Origin of the sequence: Bacillus sp. FSL K6-3431 (genome assembly GCF_038002605.1) — a bacterium.
GTDB lineage: Bacteria > Bacillota > Bacilli > Bacillales > Bacillaceae_C > Lederbergia.
Genome location: NZ_JBBOCT010000001.1, coordinates 5,082,759 through 5,105,495, shown reverse-complemented (window position 1 = coordinate 5,105,495; position 22,737 = coordinate 5,082,759). Strand labels below are relative to the sequence as shown.

At 38.2% G+C, this 22,737-nt stretch carries 19 protein-coding genes; 4 read left to right on the top strand and 15 right to left on the bottom strand.

Annotation, left to right across the window (positions count from 1 at the left end; translation table 11 throughout):
• Positions 1-127: 127 nt before the first annotated feature.
• The 9 genes from MHB53_RS24315 to zapA form a co-directional block, all read right to left on the bottom strand.
• Positions 128-892, bottom strand: coding sequence for an electron transfer flavoprotein subunit beta/FixA family protein (locus tag MHB53_RS24315; RefSeq protein ID WP_340923526.1), 765 nt, complete (start codon positions 890-892; stop codon positions 128-130).
• Between the two features lie 196 nt (positions 893-1,088).
• The gene (locus tag MHB53_RS24310) at positions 1,089-1,862 is read right to left on the bottom strand and encodes an enoyl-CoA hydratase (protein ID WP_340923523.1); all 774 of its coding nucleotides are present in this window, start codon (positions 1,860-1,862) and stop codon (positions 1,089-1,091) included.
• Between the two features lie 36 nt (positions 1,863-1,898).
• The gene (locus tag MHB53_RS24305; protein WP_340923521.1) at positions 1,899-2,483 is read right to left on the bottom strand and encodes a TetR/AcrR family transcriptional regulator; all 585 of its coding nucleotides are present in this window, start codon (positions 2,481-2,483) and stop codon (positions 1,899-1,901) included.
• 140 nt (positions 2,484-2,623) lie between these two features.
• Positions 2,624-4,321, bottom strand: coding sequence for an AMP-binding protein (locus MHB53_RS24300; protein ID WP_340923520.1), 1,698 nt, complete (start codon positions 4,319-4,321; stop codon positions 2,624-2,626).
• 306 nt (positions 4,322-4,627) lie between these two features.
• Positions 4,628-5,035, bottom strand: coding sequence for a DUF350 domain-containing protein (locus MHB53_RS24295; protein WP_340923517.1), 408 nt, complete (start codon positions 5,033-5,035; stop codon positions 4,628-4,630).
• Positions 5,036-5,236: 201 nt separating this feature from the next.
• Positions 5,237-7,594, bottom strand: coding sequence for an endonuclease MutS2 (locus tag MHB53_RS24290; RefSeq protein WP_340923515.1), 2,358 nt, complete (start codon positions 7,592-7,594; stop codon positions 5,237-5,239).
• 122 nt (positions 7,595-7,716) lie between these two features.
• Entirely contained in the window at positions 7,717-9,435 is a 1,719-nt protein-coding gene (polX, locus tag MHB53_RS24285; protein WP_340923512.1) for a DNA polymerase/3'-5' exonuclease PolX, read from the bottom strand.
• A 338-nt stretch (positions 9,436-9,773) separates the two neighbouring features.
• Positions 9,774-10,316 carry a CvpA family protein gene (locus tag MHB53_RS24280; RefSeq protein ID WP_340923510.1) on the bottom strand — a complete coding sequence of 181 codons (543 nt, stop codon included), beginning with the start codon at positions 10,314-10,316 and terminating at the stop codon, positions 9,774-9,776.
• Positions 10,317-10,323: 7 nt separating this feature from the next.
• Positions 10,324-10,584 carry a cell division protein ZapA gene (gene zapA, locus MHB53_RS24275; RefSeq protein ID WP_340923507.1) on the bottom strand — a complete coding sequence of 87 codons (261 nt, stop codon included), beginning with the start codon at positions 10,582-10,584 and terminating at the stop codon, positions 10,324-10,326.
• A gap of 242 nt (positions 10,585-10,826) precedes the next feature.
• Here zapA and rnhC point away from each other — a divergent pair, with 242 nt between their 5' ends.
• Positions 10,827-11,756, top strand: a complete 930-nt coding sequence (gene rnhC, locus MHB53_RS24270; protein ID WP_340923504.1) for a ribonuclease HIII — start codon at positions 10,827-10,829, stop codon at positions 11,754-11,756.
• A 579-nt stretch (positions 11,757-12,335) separates the two neighbouring features.
• Positions 12,336-13,250, top strand: a complete 915-nt coding sequence (locus MHB53_RS24265; protein ID WP_340923501.1) for a glycine betaine ABC transporter substrate-binding protein — start codon at positions 12,336-12,338, stop codon at positions 13,248-13,250.
• A gap of 59 nt (positions 13,251-13,309) precedes the next feature.
• Here the strand turns inward: MHB53_RS24265 and pheT are convergent, their stop codons facing one another.
• The 3 genes from pheT to MHB53_RS24250 all read right to left on the bottom strand — a co-directional run bounded on the left by pheT (position 13,310) and on the right by MHB53_RS24250 (position 17,991).
• Positions 13,310-15,724, bottom strand: a complete 2,415-nt coding sequence (gene pheT, locus MHB53_RS24260; RefSeq protein ID WP_340923499.1) for a phenylalanine--tRNA ligase subunit beta — start codon at positions 15,722-15,724, stop codon at positions 13,310-13,312.
• 18 nt (positions 15,725-15,742) lie between these two features.
• Positions 15,743-16,780, bottom strand: a complete 1,038-nt coding sequence (pheS, locus tag MHB53_RS24255; protein WP_340923497.1) for a phenylalanine--tRNA ligase subunit alpha — start codon at positions 16,778-16,780, stop codon at positions 15,743-15,745.
• A 458-nt stretch (positions 16,781-17,238) separates the two neighbouring features.
• The gene (locus MHB53_RS24250) at positions 17,239-17,991 is read right to left on the bottom strand and encodes a TrmH family RNA methyltransferase (RefSeq protein WP_340923494.1); all 753 of its coding nucleotides are present in this window, start codon (positions 17,989-17,991) and stop codon (positions 17,239-17,241) included.
• 98 nt (positions 17,992-18,089) lie between these two features.
• On the opposite strand from MHB53_RS24250, the gene sspI reads away from it, so the two are divergent.
• Entirely contained in the window at positions 18,090-18,296 is a 207-nt protein-coding gene (gene sspI / locus MHB53_RS24245; RefSeq protein WP_340923491.1) for a small acid-soluble spore protein SspI, read from the top strand.
• A 62-nt stretch (positions 18,297-18,358) separates the two neighbouring features.
• On the opposite strand, the gene MHB53_RS24240 is transcribed toward sspI, so the two are convergent.
• Positions 18,359-18,814 (bottom strand): small multi-drug export protein, encoded by a 456-nt coding sequence (locus MHB53_RS24240; RefSeq protein WP_340923489.1) that lies wholly within the window; start codon positions 18,812-18,814, stop codon positions 18,359-18,361.
• Between the two features lie 109 nt (positions 18,815-18,923).
• A complete protein-coding gene (locus MHB53_RS24235) occupies positions 18,924-20,009 on the bottom strand; it encodes a M42 family metallopeptidase (RefSeq protein WP_340923487.1) in 1,086 nt (361 codons plus the stop codon).
• 198 nt (positions 20,010-20,207) lie between these two features.
• Here MHB53_RS24235 and MHB53_RS24230 point away from each other — a divergent pair, with 198 nt between their 5' ends.
• The gene (locus tag MHB53_RS24230) at positions 20,208-21,044 is read left to right on the top strand and encodes an AraC family transcriptional regulator (protein WP_340923484.1); all 837 of its coding nucleotides are present in this window, start codon (positions 20,208-20,210) and stop codon (positions 21,042-21,044) included.
• A 172-nt stretch (positions 21,045-21,216) separates the two neighbouring features.
• Here MHB53_RS24230 and MHB53_RS24225 read toward each other — a convergent pair whose 3' ends face one another.
• A complete protein-coding gene (locus MHB53_RS24225; RefSeq protein WP_340923481.1) occupies positions 21,217-22,617 on the bottom strand; it encodes a HEAT repeat domain-containing protein in 1,401 nt (466 codons plus the stop codon).
• Positions 22,618-22,737 lie beyond the last annotated feature (120 nt).

Sequence of the window (22,737 nt, the reverse complement as noted above, 5' to 3'; positions counted from 1 at the left end):
CAGGACGTGAGCGATCTTAACAGAGGTTCCTCTTACCTTAACAGAGTTTCCTTTTCTTTAGTAGAAGTACCTAACCGCCAACGAAGAAATTCGCCGTTTATCATTTGGTAACTTTTTGAACATCCTCTTAAATTATTTTCGTTAACAAACCTGCCAGTTCCTTCACTTGTGTTTCTAGCTCGCCTTCCAGAATTCTACCGGCTTCTTTTGCAGGAGGTAGGAAAATGTCCATTGTTTTTGTTTTCGCTTCTACATCATCTTCATCTAAACCAAGATCATCTAGCTCCAATTCATTCAATGGCTTTTTCTTTGCTTTCATAATACCTGGAAGCGATGGATAACGAGGATCATTTAATCCCTGTTGAGCCGTTACAAGCAATGGAAGCGTTGTATGAATAATTTCAGAATCTCCTTCAACATCTCGCGTAACAGTTACTGTTTCACCTGAAATATTTAACTTTGTAATCGTAGTAATATAATTAATATCTAATATATCCGCTACCCTAGGCCCGACTTGTCCTGATCCACCGTCAATAGCGACATTGCCTGCAAGAATTAAATCTACCGCTTTATCTTTTAAATATTCACCGATAATCGTTGCAACCGTATATTGATCACATTCTTCCACGACATCTTCTATATTAATAATTACTGCTTTATCAGCACCCATCGCAAGTGCAGTTCGTAACTGCTTTTCAGCTTCTTCCTCACCAACCGTAAGTACAGTTACTTCCCCGCCGTGGTCATCCCGCACGCGAATCGCTTCCTCAATGGCATATTCATCATATGGGTTAATAATAAATTCAGCACCGTCTTCGTTAATTGAACCGCTTGAGATAGAAATCTTTTCTTCGGTATCAAATGTCCTTTTCATAATTACAAAGATATTCATCGATTTAACCTCCCAAAAATCTATTGTATAGGCGCTTGAATTCCCCAGAAAATTAGTTTGGTGCAACCTGGCCGAGTAGCTAGGAGCAGAAACTAATGAATGTTCAAAGTCACCAAATGATAAACGGCGGATTACTTTATTGCTCGGTTTCCTTGTTTCTAATTTGGCTTCCTTTTTGAACACGCACTGTTAATTTTTATTTCCCCGTAAATATTGGCTTTCTTTTTTCTATAAATGCCTGGATTCCTTCTTTACCATCATTAGAATCAAAGACAACTGCAAATTTCTCTGCTTCTTGTTTGACACCTTCATTAAATTGATCGGTTTTACTATATTGGAGCAATTCAATAACTGCTTTTACTGAAGCAGGACTTTTGTTTGCGATTATCCTTACCATTTCTTTTGCCTTTTTTAATAATTGATCTTCTGGATAGGCGTGGTTAGCAAGACCATACTGTACCGCTTCGACTCCCGTAATAGATTCGCTAGTTAATAGTAATTCTGCGGCTTTTGCTACACCTATAAGCCTAGGTAAACGTTGTGTCCCTGCAAATCCCGGGATTAAACCAAGCTGTAATTCTGGCAAACCGAGCTTAGCATCCTCACTAACAAGTCTTATGTGACAAGCCATTGCCAACTCAAGGCCACCTCCTAAAGCAGCTCCATGTATCGCAGCGATGACAGGCTTTGGATAGTTTTCAATTCTCTCAAAGGCCTTTTGTCCCCGTGCCGCTAATTCCGCAAATTCCTCACCACTTTTAATTTCCGTAAATTCTTTTATATCAGCACCTGCTGAGAAAAAACGTCCTTCTCCATGGATGAGAATGGCTCGAACCTGATCATCTTTTTTTAAGTCATCCATTACTTGTGAAATCCCACGAATCATGTCTGAAGAAAGTGCATTAGCTGGAGGACGATTAATCGTAAGAATTGCGATATCCTCTTCTTTAGAAATTGTTAAAAATGCCATTTACAACCCCTCCTGCTTTGGGTATACAATTATTATTTATTTTGATCCACAGCCACTTAGCATAAGATGAAACACCGCTGGAGCTAAAGCTACCAAATCATATTTTTGTTCATTCATTACCCATGAAGTCGCTGTTTCATCCATCGTTCCAAAAATCATTTGTCTACCAAGTCGAATATCTAAATCTGCTGCAAACTCATTATTTTCTTTGCCGTATTCGAGTATCTTATCAATTAAATGTAAGTACTCTTTTAAGACTTCATTAATTTTATGTCGTAATTCTTTATTGGATTGTCGCAATTCTAATTGAGTAACAGTTGCTAAATGATGATCTGCTGATAAAATTTGAAAATGTCTTTCCACCATTACGTATAACTTTTCTGCAGCAGTATTTTTCTCTGCTATCATTTCCTCGATTTTCTCCACAAACATTCCCATTTTCTCTCGAAAAACGGATATTAAAATATCTTCTTTGTTATCAAAATACAGATAAATTGTGCCATCAGCCACCCCTGCTTGTTTGGCTATTTTTGAAACCTGTGATTGATGATAACCATTTTCAGCAATAACGATCACGGCTGCATCAATAATTTGCTTATACTTTGGTTTATTTCTTTTCAACGACCTTCACCTACTACTTTAATAATATGAATATATTGAATGAATGATCACTCATTATTGATTTCATATTAAAACATGGATAGCTGGTCTGTCAAGCAAAGGCGGCTAAAAAGAATAGAGCCCATTTCGGCTCTAAAGATTTATCCGAGCTTCTTGTCGTCCGCCATTTTCTTTTTCTCTTCATCAATTAATACACGCCTTAAAATCTTACCTACTGCTGTCTTTGGCAATTCTTCGCGGAATTCATACACTTTCGGCACTTTATAGGCCGCCAAATACTTTCTTGCAAATGCATCAAGTTCTTCTTCCGTTACGCTTGCCCCTTCTTTAAGTACGATATATGCCTTAACTGTTTCACCACGGTATGGATCTGGCACTCCCGCTACGACCATTTCTTGTATGGCAGGATGTTCATAAAGTACCACTTCTATTTCACGCGGATAAATATTATATCCCCCAGCAATAATCATATCTTTCTTCCTATCGACGATATAAAAGAATCCCTCTTCGTCCATATAACCCATGTCACCTGTCAACAACCAACCATCTTTAAAAGTTGCAGCTGTATCCTCTGGCCTATTCCAGTACCCTTTCATGATCTGCGGACCTTTTACCGCAATTTCACCTATTTCCCCAGGTACTGCCGCTACTCCCGTTTCTGCTGAAATAATGATCGAATCTGTATCTGGCCAAGGTACGCCAATACTTCCTTTTGATCTCTTTTCTTCCCATAAAAAGTTTGCATGTGTAACTGGCGAAGATTCTGTTAGTCCATAACCTTCAACAAGCTTACCACCCGTGACCTTTTCAAACCCTTGCTGAACTTCGAATGGAAGTGGGGCAGAACCACTTAGACAGGATGTTACGGAAGTAAGATCATACTTTTTTAACTCTGGATGACTTAAGAGTCCAATATAAATGGTTGGTGCTCCAGGGAATATAGTAGGACGTAATTTATGAATTGCTTTTAACGTTGTTTCTACATCAAATTTTGGTACTAGGATCATTTTATACCCTTGCATAATCGCTAAAATCAAAACAGTCGTCATCCCATATACATGGAAAAACGGCAAAACACCAAGAATTTTTTCTTCTCCTTTTTTCGCCTTGTATAGCCATGCATCACAAGCTGTTGCATTGGCAACTAGGTTTTTATGAGTAAGCATGACACCTTTTGGGTATCCAGTTGTACCACCTGTATATTGTAGTAAGGCGAGATCATTTTCAAAGTCAAACTCTGTTTGTAGCGATTCTACTTTTCCTTCTGCCATCACTTTCTTAAATAAATGCTGGCTGCCTTCATGCTTGACGTTTACAACGACTCCAGATTGCCTTTTCTGAATAAATGGATAGATCATATTTTTAGGAAATGGTAAATAATCTTTGATAGCGGTTACAATGATGTTTTTGAGATTAGTATTTTTCATTGTTTTAGAAATACGAGGATATAACAGATCGAGTCCAATAATTGCTTCCGCGCCGGAATCTTTCATTTGATATTCCAGTTCCCGTTCCGTATAGAGTGGATTTGTTTGAACAACGATTCCCCCTACATACAAAATCCCATAATAACTGATCACAGCCTGTGGACAATTCGGTAGCATGATAGCAACTCGATCGCCTTTTTTGATCCCAATATCCTGTAAATAATTGGCCATCTTCAACGCACATTCATACACTTCCTTAAAAGTTAGTTCCTTGCCCATAAAATGCACAGCTACTTTATCAGGATACTTTTCGGCTGCTTCCGTTAAATATGAATGAACTGGCTTATGTTCATAATTCAACGTCGGCGATATAGCGTCAGGATAGAGGTTTAACCACGGTTTCGTTTCCATACAATCCCCCATTTCTTATTAGAAAATTGCAACTTCTCTTTATATTATAGTACACCGGGATATTTCATACAATTTAAATCAGTTTTTTCTTTAAGTTAATTCAGAAATCAAAACGCCTTGGATTTCGAGGTACGGCTGGAACAGTAGGATCTATTGATGTTAGTCAACATTTCTTAGTTATCTGTAAAGAAAAAAGACTGCAAAAAAGCAGCCTTTTAAGTACGTATGATATAGATAATTCCAACAAGAATAAAAATACCGCAAACAACAAATAGCACTTTCGCAAGCTTCTCCACAGTTTCCTCCTTAGTTTATTCCGGCGCCAATTACATACGACAGTCCTATTGATATGACCATCGATAGAAAACCGACAGCGCGGTTATCATTTTCTATTTCTTTATCAATTTTAAATTTTGGAGTTAAAAATTCAAATATAAAGTAACCAGTTAGTAGTAGAAAAAAACCATATACTCCCCAGCCAATCATAACAAATAATGAATCATGATGAAGAATGGAATGCCTAAAGATATTCGAAATCCCAAATATTTTTCCACCAGTTGCCATAGCAACGGAAAGATTCCCCTTTTTTATCTCATCCCAATTATTATATTTTGTTACAATTTCAAAAATAAATAAAAACATCACAACACAAAGCACTGTCACACTATAATAGCCCGCAGTCTGTACAAACGAATTTTCCCAAAAAGAGTCCATGTTTTTATCATCTCCTTTTTTCCATTAAAATACGTGATCAAAAAGGTGCCAAATTAGAAACAAGAAGTTCGAGGCGAGAAGGTTTTGAGGATCAGAGCGTATGCTTTTCATACGTGAGAACCGGAAAAACCGAGCAACGAAGAAATTCACCGGTTATCATTTGGTGACTTTTTGAACATCCTCTTAAAGGGGAAGGGCACACTATTTAAATTCTACTATTGTCACGCCACTGCCGCCTTCACCAGCTTCTCCCAATCTTATACGTTTGACAGACCGATGTTGTTTCAAATATTCTGTGACTCCCGTTCGAAGCGCCCCTGTTCCTTTGCCGTGTATAATCGAGACACGTGGATAGTTTGCTAACAACGCATCGTCAATATATTTTTCTACTCTACTTAAAGCAGCTTCAAAACGCTCGCCTCGAAGATCAAGTTCTAAATTGACATGGTAATCTCTACCTTTAATCGTTGCAAGTGGCTTTGTTTCTTTCTTTTGTTCCGCTTTGATAAACTCTAAATCTTTTTCATTTACTTTCATTTTCATAATACCAATTTGTACTTGCCAATCCGTGCCACCGAGATTTTCAATGAGATGTCCTTTTTGTCCAAATGTCGTAACTTTCACTTCATCTCCTGGCTGAAACTCACGTTTTTGCTTATTATTCGCTACTGTAGTTTTACCTTTTTCTCCATTTGGCACAGCAGTATTCAATCTACGTCTTGCCTCAATGAGTTTATGTTCTTTTACTTGCGAACCGTTTTCGAAACGCATTTGTCGAAGTTCTTTCATTACTTCTTCTGCTTCGACTTTTGCTTTTTCAATAATTTTGGCAGCTTTTTCTTCTGCTTTTTCATATAAGGCTTGTTTACGTTCATCAAACTCAATCACTTGTTGTTGTAACTCCTGATGCAGCTTCTCTGTGCTTTTTAGATAATCGTGGGCTTCTTCGTAATCTCGCTCCGCCTCACGACGGCTATCTTCTAACGAAACAATCATTTTCTCTACTTCATTACTTTCCGAATCAATCATTGATTTTGCATGTGTAATTACACTATCTGAAAGCCCAAGCCTTCGCGAAATTTCAAAAGCATTACTTCGACCAGGCACCCCAATCAATAGTTTGTACGTAGGACGTAATGTTTCGATATTAAACTCGACGCTTGCATTCGTAACCCCTGGACGATTATAGCCATACGCTTTTAGTTCTGGATAATGGGTAGTTGCAATCATTCGTGCTCCCCGCTGATAAACATCATCAAGAATAGAAATTGCTAGTGCCGCTCCTTCTTGCGGATCTGTTCCTGATCCAAGTTCATCAAATAAAACTAGGCTTTCATGATCTACCTGTTTTAAAATATCAACGATGTTCACCATATGGGAAGAAAAAGTACTTAAACTTTGCTCGATTGATTGTTCATCACCAATATCAGCAAATACTTCCTTAAATACGGCAATTTCTGAATCTTCCATAGCTGGAATATGCATTCCTGCCTGCCCCATTAATGTGCATAGACCAACTGTTTTAAGCGCAATTGTCTTTCCTCCTGTATTTGGACCAGTAATAACAATCGTCGAAAAGTCCGTTCCTAGTATGACATCATTGGCTACCACCTCATCAATTGGTAGCAGTGGATGACGTGCCTTATTAAGACGTATTACACCATTTTGATTAATCTTAGGACTTGAGCCTTTTATTTCCTTACTATATCGTGCTTTTGTGAACATAAAATCAAGTTCCGCCATTGTATAAACAATGGTTAGTAAATCTTCTGATCCAATTGCCACTTCCGCTGAAAGTTCGGCCAATATCCGATCGATTTCTTGTTTTTCTTTCAATTGCAGTTCTTTCAGCTCATTGTTTAGCTCAACTACTACCTGCGGCTCAATAAATAGAGTTTGGCCTGATGAGGATTGATCATGAACAATACCATTATAATGTGAACGATATTCCTGTTTCACTGGGATTACATAACGATCATTTCTAATTGTCACAATTGCATCCGACAACATTTTTTGGGCATTTCTAGATCGAGTGAGACTTTCTAATTTCTCTCTAATTCTACCTTCATTTCTTCTTCTTTTCTGGCGAATATTTCGCAGCGTGTCACTTGCAGAATCAAGCACATCTCCATTGTCATCAACTGCCTGTTTGATTTGACGCTCTAATGGTGTAAGATCTGCCATCTTAGTTGTTTTCTCTTCTAAAATAGGAATATCCACTTCATTTTCTAGCAGATCATCAATAAAGTTTTTCATCATTCTGCTTGCATAGATCGTGCTTGCTGTTTGTACTAGTTCAACTGCATTTAGTATCCCACCAATTTGCGCCCGTTTAATATGTGGTTTTATATCGAAAATCCCACTAAGAGGAGCATGTCCTTTTAGTCTTAGCACATTTGCAGACTCGTCTGTTTCTTCCTGCCATTTAACTACCTCTTCAAAATCTGTAGATGGTTTTAGTGCCTGAACTTTTTTAACACCAAGACTAGATGAAGCAAAGCCTTCCATCTCAGCAATAATCTTATTAAATTCTAGTGTTTTTAAAATTTTATCGTTCATGGAGTATACCTCCATCCCCTTTCATTTAGAAGCGATAGGTACCGTTTAACCCAGTCTGGCGATCTAACTTCCCCCCAGTGGACCCGAGAGATGGCACCTATAGCTAAGCATCTTTTTAATCGCTAATCATTGCGTTTCAGAAAAGACATGAATCCTTCTGCATCCAATGTGTTAAGCACAGAAGTAGATCGAATCCAGCCTTTTCTAGCAGTTGAAACGCCTAAATCCATAAAATCCAAAGACTTTATATTATGAGCATCGGTATTGATAATAATATTTACACCAGCTTCTTGTGCTTTTCGCAGATATTTCGCTGAAAGATCAAATCTTTCGGGATTTGCATTTAGCTCTAGCGCAGTGTTCGTTGCTTTAGCCATTTGAATTAACTGCTCCATATCAACATCATAACCATCGCGTCTGCCAATCAGCCTTCCAGTAGGATGCGCGATTATATCTACATGCGGATTTTCAAATGCTGCTTTTAACCTTTCCATTATTTTCTTCCGTGGCTGGGAAAAACTTGAATGGATAGATGCAATGACAATATCCAACTCTGCCAAAAGATCATCTTCATAATCCAATGTCCCATCAGGTAATATATCCATTTCTATTCCCGATAAGATTAATATGTCTTTGTATTTTTCATTTAAATCACGAATTTCTTCATTTTGTTTTTTTAAGCGATCTACTGTTAAGCCATTTGCTATTCGTAAATATCGGGAATGATCTGTGATCGCCATATATTGATAACCTTTTCGCCTGCATGCATCTATCATTTCTTCTAGAGAAAAGGCACCATCTGACCAAGTTGTATGCATATGCAGGTCACCTTTTATCTTTTGTATGCTAACTAATTCTTCATCACCTTTATAATTATCTACCTCTGAACCATCTTCCCGTATTTCTGGTGGAATAAAAGGCAATCCAAAGTGGTTGAAAAACTCTGGCTCCGTTTTAAATGTGACAATTTTTCCAGTCTCTGTATTTTCTACACCATACTCACTGATTTTTTCTCCACGATCTTTAGCGAGCTGACGCATGCGTATATTATGATCTTTTGAACCTGTAAAATGATGCAATGCAGTTGCAAATTCAGCAGGTTTTACAATTCTAAAGTCCACTGAGACAATATAGCTTCCTTCATGCAAAACTGTTATTTTCGTATCTCCACTTGCCGTTGCTTTCCCAAAGCCTTCTAGTTCGAGTAGTTTTTCTTTTACCAGGGCTGGTTCTTCTGTTGCGATCATATAGTCCAGATCCTTAATTGTTTCTCTCATCCGTCGTAAACTTCCCGCACGTGCAAAGGTTTCGATTGCTTGAATCCCACCAAGTTGTTTTTCAATCTGTATAGCAATTGGCAGAATATATGCAATTGACAATCTTTCAGGCTGTGTACCTGCATGTGTTATAGACGCAATTATATTATCTTGGGTTTTCTTGCCAAAACCTTTTAATTGTGCAACTTTGTCATTTACACACGCTTCTTTTAAAGATTCCATGTCTTCTACACCAAGTTCTTTGTAGAGGCGTGCTATTTTCTTACCTCCTAGACCAGGTAGATGCAATAGTGGAATTAGACCTTTCGGGACTTGTTCTTGTAGTTCTTTTAGTACAGTTGAAAATCCTGATTGTATGTACTCATCAATAACTGAAGCTGTCCCTTTCCCAATACCAGGTATGTCAGTAAACACTGATATTTCCGATAAACTTCGATCATCCGTCTCTAACCCACCCGCTGCTTTCCTGAATGCAGCAGTCTTAAAGGGGTTTTCTCCTTTAAGTTCCATATATATCGCAATTTTCTCTAATAAACGAATGATATCCTTTTTATTTATTTTCATTTATTCCACCAACCGTTCTTTATAATCCCCTTATAGTGCGTGTTCAAAAAAGTGCCAAATTAGAAACAAGAAGTTCGAGGCGTGCTTGCACAGGATGTGCTCACTTCTGTGTTGCTCACAGGACGTACTTGCACACGATGTGCTGGCCTCTGGTCAGCGACCTTAATAGAGGTTCCTTCTCCATTACTTAACAAAGGATCTTTTCCCTTAGTAAAAGTACCTAATTGCCAACGAAGAAATTCGCTGTTTATCATTTGGTGACTTTTTGAACATCCTCTTATACACATTTTAACAAATTTGGCCGATAAAAGAAAAACTTCTCTTATCAAGAAGAGAAGTTACTTTTGAATATAGTCAAACCACATTTTATGTACTTCATTTGAAAAGTACGGTGTTTTTTCTAATATACCTTGTGCGAGTATTGAGTTATTTAGTGCGACTTGAATATTCTCAATCGGTAGTAATGCCGCAATATACATAATAACAAACAAAAGTAAATATATTTCTAAAAATCCAAGTATACCGCCAGCCCAAATATTAAGAGTTCTTAAGATTGGTAAGCTAGCTACAATATCTAAAGCAGATCCGATAATCGCAAGGACGATTCTCACAGCTAAAAAAATAATGGCAAATGCAATCGCTCGATAAAAAGCTTCATCAAACCCTGCCCCATCCAACACCATATTGATTGTACTTTCCGAATTCACACCTGGATATGGAATCCAAAGCCGAAGCTTAGGCGCTAGATCGTCGTAGTACATAAATGCTGTTATGAATGCAATGATTAAACCAATCATATGTATAAGTTGTAGTATGAAACCCCTTTTTAAACCAATGAGGAAACCAAATATCAAAATAATTACTATTCCTATGTCTAACATAAATATTTCAGTCCTTTAATCTTTGGAATTCTTGTTCAAGATGATCATATTGCTCTTTTAATTTTATAAGATCATGAACTGCATTAACTGCAGTAAGTACTGCTAATTTACTTGTATCCAGATAGGGATTTATTGAACGGATTTCGCTCATTTTGTCATTTACTTGCTTAGCTACTTTTTCCATATGCCCTGTTGGCTCTGTTCCTGTAATGGTATAATGTTGTCCATGAATCATAACTTGAGTCCGCACCTTCTGACCATTACCCAATCCGGTTGCCCCCATTTCTATAGAATCCTAAGCTATATCATAACATGAAAGAAAACGGATGGGAATATTTTGTCTGAAGCTTGGCGGAGAATTAGAAATACTGGTAGTCGAAATTTGTTTATAACCGATTGTTAAATTATTACTATCCATTAACATATGTTACTATCGATTGTCGGCTCATTACTACCGATTTAACTCTTTTTATACAAAAAACTGTTTCATTAAAGAAAGGAAGTTTTCCATTGGCAAATATTGTTATCCAAGTGACTAAAGCAGATCTCGAAAAAATGAAAGTATATTATCAAGCATACCACACAGGTAAGATCCCGCCAGGAGGTGTCTTTGCCGCAAAGAAGAATGGCTGTGCTATTACAGCATACCGTTCAGGAAAGGTAATGTTCCAAGGCGCTGGTAATGAAGCTGAAGCAAAGCGATGGGGAAATCCAACTGCAAAAGTGGGTAAAACAACAATGTCAAAAACTTCAGGTCTTCCACTTCCACCTAATATTTCAACGATGTCTATCATTGGGTCAGATGAAGTCGGAAAAGGTGATTATTTCGGACCAATGACTGTAGTGGCCTCATATGTAAAAAAGGATCAAATTCATTTGCTACAAGAACTTGGTGTTAAAGATTCCAAACATCTTACAGATCCACAGATCATAATAATCGCCAAAGACCTGCTCACATTTATTCCATATAGTCTATTAACATTGCCTAATGAAAAGTATAATCAACTACAAGCATCTGGTATGACACAAGGAAAAATAACAGCTATTCTACATAATCAAGCTTTGAATTTTTTACTTGAAAAAATCGAACCGGAAAAACCGGAAGCCATTCTTGTTGATCAGTTTGCGGAGGCGGGTGTTTATTTTCGTCATCTACAAGGACAAAAATCTATTTGCAGAGAAAATGTTTTATTTAGTACGAAAGCAGAAGGCATACATCTTGCTGTTGCAGCTTCTTCCATATTAGCGCGTTACGCTTTCCTAAAAGCCTTTGATGACTTAAGCGAAAAGGCAGGATTTACACTCCCTAAAGGCGCCGGTGCAAAAGTCGATCAAGCTGCTGCAAGGTTGATTAAACAAAAAGGTATTAAATCGTTAAACGAATTTACAAAAGAACATTTTGCGAATACAGGGAAAGCGAAAAGAATAGCTGGGAAATAAAGTGAAACTTCAATCAGTGGGGGTTTTACTGACCGTTAATCTGCGATAAAAAAATTAGGTTGTCCTTAAAATCAGAGTAATGATTTTGGACAACCTTTTATATTGGATTGCATTGCCACCGAAGAAATTCGCTGTTTATCATTTGGTAAATTTTTGAACATACTCTAATAGATTCACGGAGCATACAAGAGGATTTGTAAGAATAATACGGTTATATTGGTACAGGCTCTATCTCACACAATGTGAATGCGTTTTAACTAAATATATGACATTTGTATTACATATTTTCTATTACTATAGTTATGTATATGCCGTTTCATTTTTTATACATAGACAAAGGAGTGTCATTTACTTGAATGATAGTAAGAAAAATAAACGTAAAAAATATTATTAGCTGTTTATTAAAATCCCCTAAAATGCACAAATGCGAACGTAGTGACTGTAAAAATATAGCGCTTGCTTCGCCAATATTCTTCATTCGAGGGCTTAATAAACCTCTCTTCTGACTATACCCTTTGTGCTCATTCATCCGAATTCATTTTTAATCCATAAAAGGAAAACATCGAGGAGGAACAAATCATGAAACTTTTCAAAAAAGTAACTGGACTCGGAACAGCCGTACTTTTGGCGCTAGGACTTGCAGCGTGCGGTAGCAACGACTCCAAAAATGATGCTGTGGAGGCATCTGGAGCAAAAACAACAGTCGGTGATTCCGTTGATTATAAAATTATAGGAACTGATCCTGGCTCTGGATTAATGCAAGCCACAGAGAAAGCCCTAAAAGAATATGAATTAACAAATTGGAATCTCATTTCTGGCTCAGGTGCTGCAATGACAGCAGCCTTGAAAAGAGCATATGATAAGGAAGAACCTATTATCATAACTGCCTGGAGCCCACACTGGAAATTTTCCAAATTTGACTTAAAGTATTTAGATGATCCTAAATTGCTTTATGGTGACTCTGAAGAGATTCATTCGATTGGACGAATTGGTTTGAAAGAAGATCTACCTGAAGCTTATACCATTTTCCAGCGATTTAAGTGGGATATAGACGACATGAGTGAAATCATGGTTGAGATTGAAGACGGAGTTAAGCCAGAGAAAGCAGCTCAAGATTGGATTGACAGTAATCAAGACAAAGTAAAAGAATGGACAGATGGCGTATCAAAAGTGGATGGCGATCAAATCAAACTTGTATATGCCCCATGGGATAGTGAGATTGCTAGCCATAATATGATAAAGCTTGTTCTTGAAGATATTGGCTATGACGTTACTTTATCTGTGGTAGAACCTGGTCCAATGTTCTCTGCTATCGCTGATGGAAGTGCTGACGCGACATTCGCTGCATGGCTCCCTATTACCCATAAAACGTATGTAGAGAAATTCGAAGGTAAATTAGACGATATTGGTGTGAATATGGTTAATGTAAAACAGGGACTAGCTATTCCTACTTATATGGAAGACATTGACTCGATTGAAGATTTGAACAAATAAATAAAAAGTCAGCCCAATGCTTGTAGCTATGTGGGCTGACTTTTTAATTCTTAAGGCTTTTATCCTCTCAACTCTGCACCTGCTTTTTCTTTAACTGCAGCAAGTACTTTTTCATGTGCTCTTACAACTTCTTCATCCGTGAGTGTTTTTTCCGGATCTAAGTAGGTTAATGAGAATGCGATAGATTTTTTGCCTGATTCCATATGCTCTCCTTCGTACAGATCAAACATATGAACATCTTTCAGCAGTTTTCCACCAGCTTCATGAATCACCTTTTCCAATATTCCTCCTGTTATTGATTTATCAACAACGAGAGCAATATCTCTTGAAATCGATGGGAAGCGCGGAATGGCAACATATTGGAGTTCAGGTAGCTCAAAAGTAAATATTGGACTTGCTTTCACTTCAAATACATAAGTGTTTTTTAGATCCAATTCTTTTTGAACATTTGGATGCACTTGACCGATAAAGCCGATCACTTCGCCTCCAAGAAGGATTTCTGCTGTACGTCCCGGATGCATACCATCTAGTTGAGCTGCTTGCCATTCGATAGAATCAGCTACACCTAGCTTTATGAATAACCCTTCCAAAATACCTTTGGCTACAAAGAAATCAACAGTTTTTTTCTCACCTTGCCATTCGTTTTCAACCCATTGTCCAGTAATCGCGCCTGCAATATGCTCACGCTCTTCAGGTTGTACATTTTTTCCTTCATTTAAGAACACCGAACCAATTTCGTATAATGCAGCTGAATTATGCTGGCGTGCTAAGTTATACGATAAAGATTCAAGTAATTGTGGAACGATACTTAATCTCAAACTGCTCCGTTCTTCGCTCATTGGCATAGCGAGTTTTACAGCCTCCCGTGCTTCGATAGCAAAGCTTGTTGCTTTCTCTTCCGAAGTTAGCGAGTATGTGATCGCTTGATACAAACCAGCACCTTCTAAAAAACCTCTCGTGACGCGACGTTTTTCTTGGATGGTGTTCAAACCACCTGCAGTTGCAGCACCTTTTGGCAATGTTTTCGGAATATTATCATAGCCAAAAAGACGGGCTACCTCTTCGATCAAGTCTTCTTCAATTGTAATATCACCGCGTCGTGTCGGAGCAGTGACAGTAAAAATTCCATCTTTCACTGTTACAGGAAATTTCAAGCGATGGAAAATCTCGCCTACTTCTTTTTCGCTAATTTCTGTGCCTAGCACGCGATTAATTTTTTCAAGTGAGACAGAAACAACTGCTGGCTCTAGTGTTAAATGATTTGCTTCAACTAGACCTTCCAATACTTCGCCACCTGCAAGCTCGGCGATTAATTGTGCTGCACGTTCTGCTGCTGGACGAACCCTAGCTGGATCTACTCCTTTTTCGTAACGGCTACTAGCTTCGCTACGTAATGCATGATATCTGGACGTATCACGAATTGATTGTCCAGCAAAATAAGCAGATTCTAATAAAATTGTTGTTGTATCACTGCCTACTTCGGAATCAGCACCGCCCATCACACCTGCCAATGCAACTGGAATTGTGCCATTAGTGATCACGAGTTGTTTCTTTGTCAATTTCCGCTCAGTTTCATCTAGTGTAATTACTGTTTCACCTTCATGTGCATGACGGATCACAACTTCTTTCGAACCAAATCGGTCATAGTCAAACGCATGGAGAGGCTGACCATATTCAAGCAAAATATAATTCGTAATGTCGACAACATTATTATGTGGTCGGATCCCACTAGCCATAAGTCGTGTTTGCATCCAAAGTGGTGACGGACCAATTTTTACATTTTTAATCACTTTTGCTGTATAAAGTGGATTATCTTCCGGTGCATCTACTTTAACAGAAATATAGTCGGAAGCTTTTTCGGCTGTTGCTGCTGTATCAATTTCTGGTAGCTTAACATCTTTCCCAAGAATTGCTGCTGTTTCGTAAGCCATCCCGAGCATGCTGAGTGCATCAGCCCTGTTCGGCGTCAAATCAAGCTCGAGCACTTCATCATCTAAGTTTAAAAGTGGAAGGGCATCTGCACCGACTTCCGTATCAGTTGGAAAAACATAAATGCCATCTGCAAATTCTTTTGCAACTAGCTTAGATTCAATTCCTAATTCTTGCAGCGAGCATATCATGCCATTCGATTCTTCGCCCCGAAGCTTTGCCTTTTTGATTTTAAAATTACCTGGGAGCACTGCTCCAACCGTTGCTACTGCAACCTTTTGACCTTTTGCGACATTTGGTGCTCCACAAATAATTTGAACAGGCACTTCTGCTCCAATATCAACAAGGCATTTATTTAATTTGTCAGCTTCTGGATGTTTTTCACATGCCAACACATGGCCAACGATGACTCCTTTGACACCTTTGCTTAGCTGTTCAACCCCATCTACTTCGATTCCGCTTCTCGTAATTTTTTCTGCAAGTTCTTTTGCTGTAACGCCATCAAGATCAACGTATTCCTGTAGCCATTTATATGAAACAAGCATGTATGTTACCTCCTAAAATTATTCTTGCACCGCAAACTGTTGTAAAAAACGAAGATCATTTGTATAGAAATGGCGAATATCATCTACACCATATTTTAGCATCGTAATTCTTTCTGGACCCATTCCGAATGCAAAGCCAGTATATTTTTTCGAGTCAAATCCTGACATTTCAAGTACGCGTGGATGTATCATACCCGCACCTAGAATCTCAATCCAGCCTGTCTGTTTACAGACGCGACACCCATCGCCACCACATATTTTACAAGAAATATCCATCTCCACAGATGGTTCAGTAAATGGGAAAAAGCTTGGGCGGAGGCGGATTTCACGATCTTTTCCAAACATTTTTTTCGCAAACACATCTAGGGTTCCCTTTAAATCACCCATTGTAATGTTTTCATCAATGACAAGTCCCTCGATTTGTGTAAACTGATGGGAATGTGTCGCATCATCATTGTCACGACGATACACTTTTCCAGGGCAAATAATTTTTATAGGTCCCTTTCCTTCATGCTTTTCCATCGTCCGTGCTTGAACTGGCGATGTTTGTGTACGCAACAAAAGCTCTTCTGTAATGTAAAATGAATCCTGCATATCACGCGCTGGATGGCCTTTTGGTAAATTTAATGCTTCAAAATTATAATAATCTTGTTCAACCTCAGGACCTTCAGCCACCTTATAGCCCATTCCAATGAATAAATCTTCAATTTCTTCCACTACTTGTGTTAGAGGATGGCGACTACCGGTTTTTATGGGTCTGCCTGGTAAAGTAACATCGATCGTTTCTGATTCCAGCTGTTTATTTATTGCTTCATTTTCTAATTGCTTTTGTTTGTTTTCAATTGCTTTCGTGATCGTTTCTCTAATTAGATTGACAAGGGTCCCCATTTTCGGTCTTTCTTCAGCTGACAGCTTCCCCATACCACGTAATACTTCCGTGATTGGTCCTTTTTTTCCTAAATAAGCTATCCGGATTTCATTTATTGCTTTTAAGGACGAAGCGTCTTTAATCTTTTGCAAAGCTTCTGTTTCTAATTGTTTTAGTTTTTGTTCCAATTTGTTCGTTCCTCCCTTATTTTCTAACAAAAATAGAATGGTGTAAGTCTCCGGGAAAGTAGTACTCCAGGAGTAACTCAAGCCCTATTGCTACTAAATCTAGGCAACAAAAAAAGCCTTCCCCCCAAAAAGGGACGAGGCTTTGGTCGCGGTACCACCCTTATAAACATTCGCATGTTCACTTCATTGTCATAACGGCATGCCGGAGCATCTTTACGTCTATTGTTAATAAACGGTCCCGATGCCGACTCAGGAGGTGAACTTCATCTAGATTCCACTGAAAATGCTCACAGTCAAGGCATTTTCTCCCTTAAAGAGAATATTCAAATAATCACCAAATAATTAACAGCGAATTTGAACATACACTTAAAGCTTTCTCTAGTTACTTTTCTCCATCATAGTCATTTTCTTTATTCAGATAAATATTATTATAGACGTTTGTATTCGTAATTTCAAATTTATTTTCGTAAATGGTAAAGAAGTACCCCAGCTGCTATTGCTACGTTTAGTGATTCACTCTGTCCATAGATAGGAATATACAAATTTTTATCCGTTTGCTCAAGTATGCTAGGACTTACTCCTGCACCCTCATTACCGACAACTAGTGCAAAGGACTCTGTAGCGTGAACTTGTTTATATGGAACTGCATTTTCAAGCGCTGTTCCATATACCGGGATCTCCGTTTCTTTTAATCGTTCCATCCAATCCTGTAAATCTCCTATCTCTGTATGAATATAAAAGTGGCTTCCTTGGGCGGAACGAATGACTTTTGGATTGTATAAGTCACCTGATCCTTCCCCAAAAATAACTGCATCAATCCCTGCTGCTTCTGCCGTTCTAATTATCGTACCGATATTTCCAGGATCCTGCACACGATCAAGTAAAAGCAAACGTTCATGACCAGATATATCGGCTTTCGACTGGGTTTTACGACAAACTGCAAATATACCTTGTGGCGTTTCAGTCTCGGATATTGATTTGCTTATATCTGCCGCAATTGTGATAATCTGTATATTTTCCAGTGATTGATCGGCAGGAAGCTTAAGTTTTTCCACTATCATCAGTTCTACAATTGCTTGATTTTTTAGCGCTTCTTCAACAAGGTGAAAACCTTCAATTATATATAAGCCTGATTTGTCACGGCCTTTTTTAGTAAGTAGTTTTTTCCATTCTTTCACTCTTGGGTTTTTAGTTGATTGAATATGCTCCAAAGTATTCATTTCCTTTCACATACATTCTTGTTCCATTATACATATTTCAGACATTTTGCGAAAAGATAAGGAAGTAACATTCGGAAGGAGCTGTGATGATGAATTTAAATTTACGAAATGCAATCATTCACAACGTGTCAGGAAATGACCAATCGCAGTTGAAAGACACAATCGTTGATGCTATCCAACGTGGCGAAGAAAAAATGCTTCCCGGATTGGGCGTGCTATTTGAAGTGATTTGGCAGCACGCAGATGAACAAGAAAAAAGTATGATGCTAGAAACGTTAGAAGAAGGATTAAAGTAGAAAAAGCGGCTCATTTGTAGCCGCTTTTTACATGTCTATCCTCAGCGTCTTCCTACTCTCCATTATCCAAGCATCGTCTTGAAAATCCCAATTCCATAAAAAGCAGCTACACCAAAAATAACTGACCAAAGTACAAGGCTAATGGTCATCCATAGCATAGTCCACCTTTTCGTAGCTCCCAATGACATCCCTATAAATGCCGCGATATGCGTTCCAATCAGGACAGGCCCCAAAATGGCAAGTCCCGGCAAACCATACTTATTCCATACTTTCTTAGCACGATCTTGGCGCTTGTTATTTTCTTTTAAGCCACCTTTCTTTTTGACTAAGAAATCTTTAATCTTTTCAAATAAATATATGACCAAAATAATGGTCGATAGGTTTCCAATAAAAGCAAGGATGACGACAACTATTGGTTGAAGCCCCCGCAATATACCAAGCGGAATAACTGCAGCAATTTCAAACCATGGTGTAGCGGCAAGTAAAAATACAACTATGTATTCCCATAAAATCCCCATATATATCTCCCTTTTAAGATAGTCTTCTTTGACAATACAGGATTTTCCTCAAGATGAAAAGAAAAAACCGGAATCAAGCAAAACTTCTGCTTTTTCCGGCTCCAGTCAATTATCCAAATGTGACTTTATTCACTGTGTCGATATCAAGACGCTTTACTACTTCTGTGATCAATTTGACCGCATTTTCATAATCATCGCGATGAAGGATCCCAGCATGTGTGTGAATATAGCGAGTTGCGATCGTAATCGCAAGCGACGGTACACCTTCTCCAGTTAAATGAAGTGATCCAGCGTCTGTTCCACCACCTGGAATTGCTTCAAACTGATAAGGTATCCCTAGTTCGTCAGCTACATTTGTAACAAGATCACGTAATCCTTTATGCGACACCATAGATGCATCATATAAAATGATCTGTGGTCCATCGCCCATTTTTCCTTGTGCTTCCTTATCTGATACGCCAGGTGTATCACCGGCAATACCCACATCAACAGCAATTGAAATATCAGGTTGCACCTTATTAGCTGCTGTCTTTGCTCCACGGAGTCCAACTTCCTCTTGCACTGTGGCTACACCATAGACAACGTTTGGATGTGTTTCATCTTTTAAATTCTTCAATACATCAATGGCAATTGCACAGCCAATTCTATTGTCCCATGCTTTGGCAAGTAATAATTTCTCGTTATTCATGACAGTAAATTCAAAGTAAGGAACGACCATATCCCCTGGTCGTACACCCCATTCTTTTACTTCATCCTGGCTAGATGCACCAATATCGATAAACATATCTTTTATTTCAACAGGTTTTTTACGAGCTTCGGCAGTTAAAATATGCGGTGGTTTTGATCCAATTACACCAGTAATATCGCCTTTTTTTGTAACAACTGTAACCCGTTGTGCTAACATTACTTGCGACCACCAACCGCCGACGGTTTGAAAACGCAAGAAGCCTTTTTTATCGATTTGTGTAATCATAAAACCTACTTCATCTAAATGACCTGCAATCATTACTTTCGGGCCGTTTGCTTCACCACTTTTCTTGGCAATCAAACTTCCAAGATTATCGGTATCCACTTCATCCGCATATGGCGTTATGTATCTCTTCATTACCTCACGTGGCTCATATTCATTACCAGGAATTCCTTTAGCATCTGTTAAATCTTTGAGCATTGTTAATGTGTCATCAAGCTTAGTCATCTTAGGCCCTCCCTATTTTTCAAGATTTGATCACCTTCTATTATAATGATAATCCCAGGTGGAACACAAAAAAGAAGCTAATATCCTAGCTAAAAAGTATATGCTTAAGGTATCCCAAAAGAAAAAAACAGGAATTTATCGAAAAGTCACGAATATTACTATTACAAACGATATTTCAAAAGAACAGGATGAAATGATATGATGGATAAAACCGACACGCTCTTTTGGAAAAAGTATATTGCAAATGTCCAACTCCATGTTTCCATTGTTGAAACAACAAAAGTACCTCTTACATGGGGGGCAGCAGACTACATTCCCGATTTTAATAGACTTTATTTTATTAAATCTGGAACTGGCTTTGTGAAAGTGGACAATCAAGTATATTACCCAAATCCCAACGAGCTTTATTTATTGCCCGCTGGTACAAAGCAATCATATGGTATTACAACTGATAATACGTTTGATAAATATTGGTGTCATTTTACCGCAAAAGTAGGGGATTCAGACTTATTTAACTTAGTAGAAGCACCTCTTTTTATAAAGGTAGATGACCGCATATACATAAAAAAATTATTTGAGCAGCTAATACGTCTTTCAAGAGAACATTCTCTTTCCTCTTTGTTTCGTATGCATTCTATTTTATTACAATTAATAGCTTTAATGCTGGAAAATAGTGGACAGATGAAATCGCAGCCTTTTTCTAACCCATCTTTTGAAAAAATAGATCAAATGATCAATTATGTAGAAATTCATTTAGCTGAGAATTTATCGATTGAAAAAATGGCGTCGATAGCTGGTTTTCACCCAAATTATTTTATTCAACTATTTAAGCAGTTCACTGGTACCTCTCCCATTCGTTTCTTGAATCAACGTCGCATGGAAAAAGCAAGGCATCTTCTCGCTACTACAGATCAAAATATTTCAGATGTTGCAGATGCGATCGGAATGGAAGTTTCTTATTTTTCGCGGATGTTTCGTGAACAAATCGGCTTTTCACCTTCACAATATCGAGAAATGGTTTTATATGGTCTATAGAAAAAACAGAAGTGGTTTACTCATTGAAATATCTGTAAGCCGCTTCCGTTCTTCGTGTTGCCTTCGCCTCGGATCATTAAGGATATATCGCCACATCCTGTGGTAATGTCGAGGGACTTGTATCGTGCAGGTCCCTCGCATACCTTATCAACGGGCACTTCCACTTAAATTCTTAAAATGTGCTTGCCGGGGTGGTGGATGGGCACCATCTTGACGCAAGTAGGAAATCAATTAATGTTTTTTTTGCTGCTTCTGTATTAATAAAATAAAGTGCTTCAGCAGCATGACCTCTTACATATCGATCCTCATCTTTCAATGCTTCTGCTAGATACGGAACCGCTGCATCTGCTTCCACACCAAAGCGACAAAGTGCGAGTCCAGCAGTAAATCTGGTTTGAACATCTTCATCTTTTAATGCACGAATTAATCCAACAATCGCAGCTTCTGTCGGCTCTTGAATCATGCTTAACGCATCAACGACTGTGTGACGAACATGTAAAGAAGAATGACCGATCAATTCATTTAGCTTCGGAATAGTTGAGGATGCATGTTGACGAAGTTCCCCAAGCGCAAATACAGCATTTGCCACTGTATGATCTTGCTTACTTTCCAATGCACTTTCTAAATGTGGGATAGCTTTTTTCCCTGCGACAGACAATGCATAAGCAGCAAGTCTAGAATCTTTTAATCGTGCAGCATATAACGCTTCTGCCAAAATATCAATTCCTTCATCCCCTGAACCGGCTAATTGATATGCTGCATTGATCGCATCTGGTTCATTTCCAGCAACTAATATTTCTGAAAGCTGATCTATATCGCTAGTTAATTTCGTTTCAGCAATACTACCAATTTTTCCTGTAAGCCAATTCCATGTTTCTTCCCACATATCTTCGTGTTGGTAGAACAACTCGCTTGCTGATGATGGTGTTTGCCATTTAGCGTTTTCATTATTCCAGCTCGGAGTAGTAGGCGCCTCCGTTCTCATAAATTCAAACTTCAGCATATAACGCGGCTGGCCAAGTGTATTAGCTGTTGCTCTATGCCAAATATCATAATGAATCAAAATAAATGTTCCTGCTTCACCACTTGCCAGTGCTTCTTCTTTCATATCATCGGCTTGAAAAACACGTGATTCATAATTTTGTGTGCCTGGCATGACAGCTGTAGGTCCCAATTCTGGAGGCGTATCTTGCGGAAAATACATAATCATCGCCCACCACGGATGATGATTGCGCATTCTGTTATACCCCCAGTAACTATCCTTATGCCATCCACCAGGTTTAGGAGTTGCATTAAAATGCCCATGGCGATGTGTATGCATTAAATAATTTGGCCCTATAACACTTTGTAATGCTCCATCAATAGCAGGATGTTTGAATACTTCTTGTATTTCTGGCACTCTCGGCAATAAATTATTACCTGGATTTCCTTCTTTCTCGTAAACTTGATTTAGCTGTTCCATCAGTTCCTCATGAAACTCTGGTGAAAAGTCAGTTTTTAACACAAGATAACCTTTTGTAATAAACTCTCGCATTTGTTCGTCTGTCAATAAAACTGGCGCTTGATTCATCATCTTTCCATCTCCCTTGTGAATATTTCATTTTTTCATAACTAATGCTAATTATATTTTTATCTAAAAAAATTAACATAGACAAAGCTAATGAACATTAGCACAATACTAAGGAGTCTAAAA

Coding starts and splice junctions, on each gene's coding strand:
- MHB53_RS24265 (WP_340923501.1), top strand. CDS start 12,336: ATGAAACTTTTCAAAAAAGTAACTGGACTCGGAACAGCCGTACTTTTG.
- MHB53_RS24300 (WP_340923520.1), bottom strand. CDS start 4,321: ATGGAAACGAAACCGTGGTTAAACCTCTATCCTGACGCTATATCGCCG.
- MHB53_RS24290 (WP_340923515.1), bottom strand. CDS start 7,594: ATGAACGATAAAATTTTAAAAACACTAGAATTTAATAAGATTATTGCT.
- MHB53_RS24295 (WP_340923517.1), bottom strand. CDS start 5,035: ATGGACTCTTTTTGGGAAAATTCGTTTGTACAGACTGCGGGCTATTAT.
- MHB53_RS24310 (WP_340923523.1), bottom strand. CDS start 1,862: ATGGCATTTTTAACAATTTCTAAAGAAGAGGATATCGCAATTCTTACG.
- MHB53_RS24280 (WP_340923510.1), bottom strand. CDS start 10,316: ATGTTAGACATAGGAATAGTAATTATTTTGATATTTGGTTTCCTCATT.
- MHB53_RS24225 (WP_340923481.1), bottom strand. CDS start 22,617: ATGATGAATCAAGCGCCAGTTTTATTGACAGACGAACAAATGCGAGAG.
- MHB53_RS24315 (WP_340923526.1), bottom strand. CDS start 892: ATGAATATCTTTGTAATTATGAAAAGGACATTTGATACCGAAGAAAAG.
- polX (WP_340923512.1), bottom strand. CDS start 9,435: ATGAAAATAAATAAAAAGGATATCATTCGTTTATTAGAGAAAATTGCG.
- MHB53_RS24230 (WP_340923484.1), top strand. CDS start 20,208: ATGATGGATAAAACCGACACGCTCTTTTGGAAAAAGTATATTGCAAAT.
- MHB53_RS24235 (WP_340923487.1), bottom strand. CDS start 20,009: ATGACTAAGCTTGATGACACATTAACAATGCTCAAAGATTTAACAGAT.
- sspI (WP_340923491.1), top strand. CDS start 18,090: ATGAATTTAAATTTACGAAATGCAATCATTCACAACGTGTCAGGAAAT.
- pheT (WP_340923499.1), bottom strand. CDS start 15,724: ATGCTTGTTTCATATAAATGGCTACAGGAATACGTTGATCTTGATGGC.
- MHB53_RS24240 (WP_340923489.1), bottom strand. CDS start 18,814: ATGGGGATTTTATGGGAATACATAGTTGTATTTTTACTTGCCGCTACA.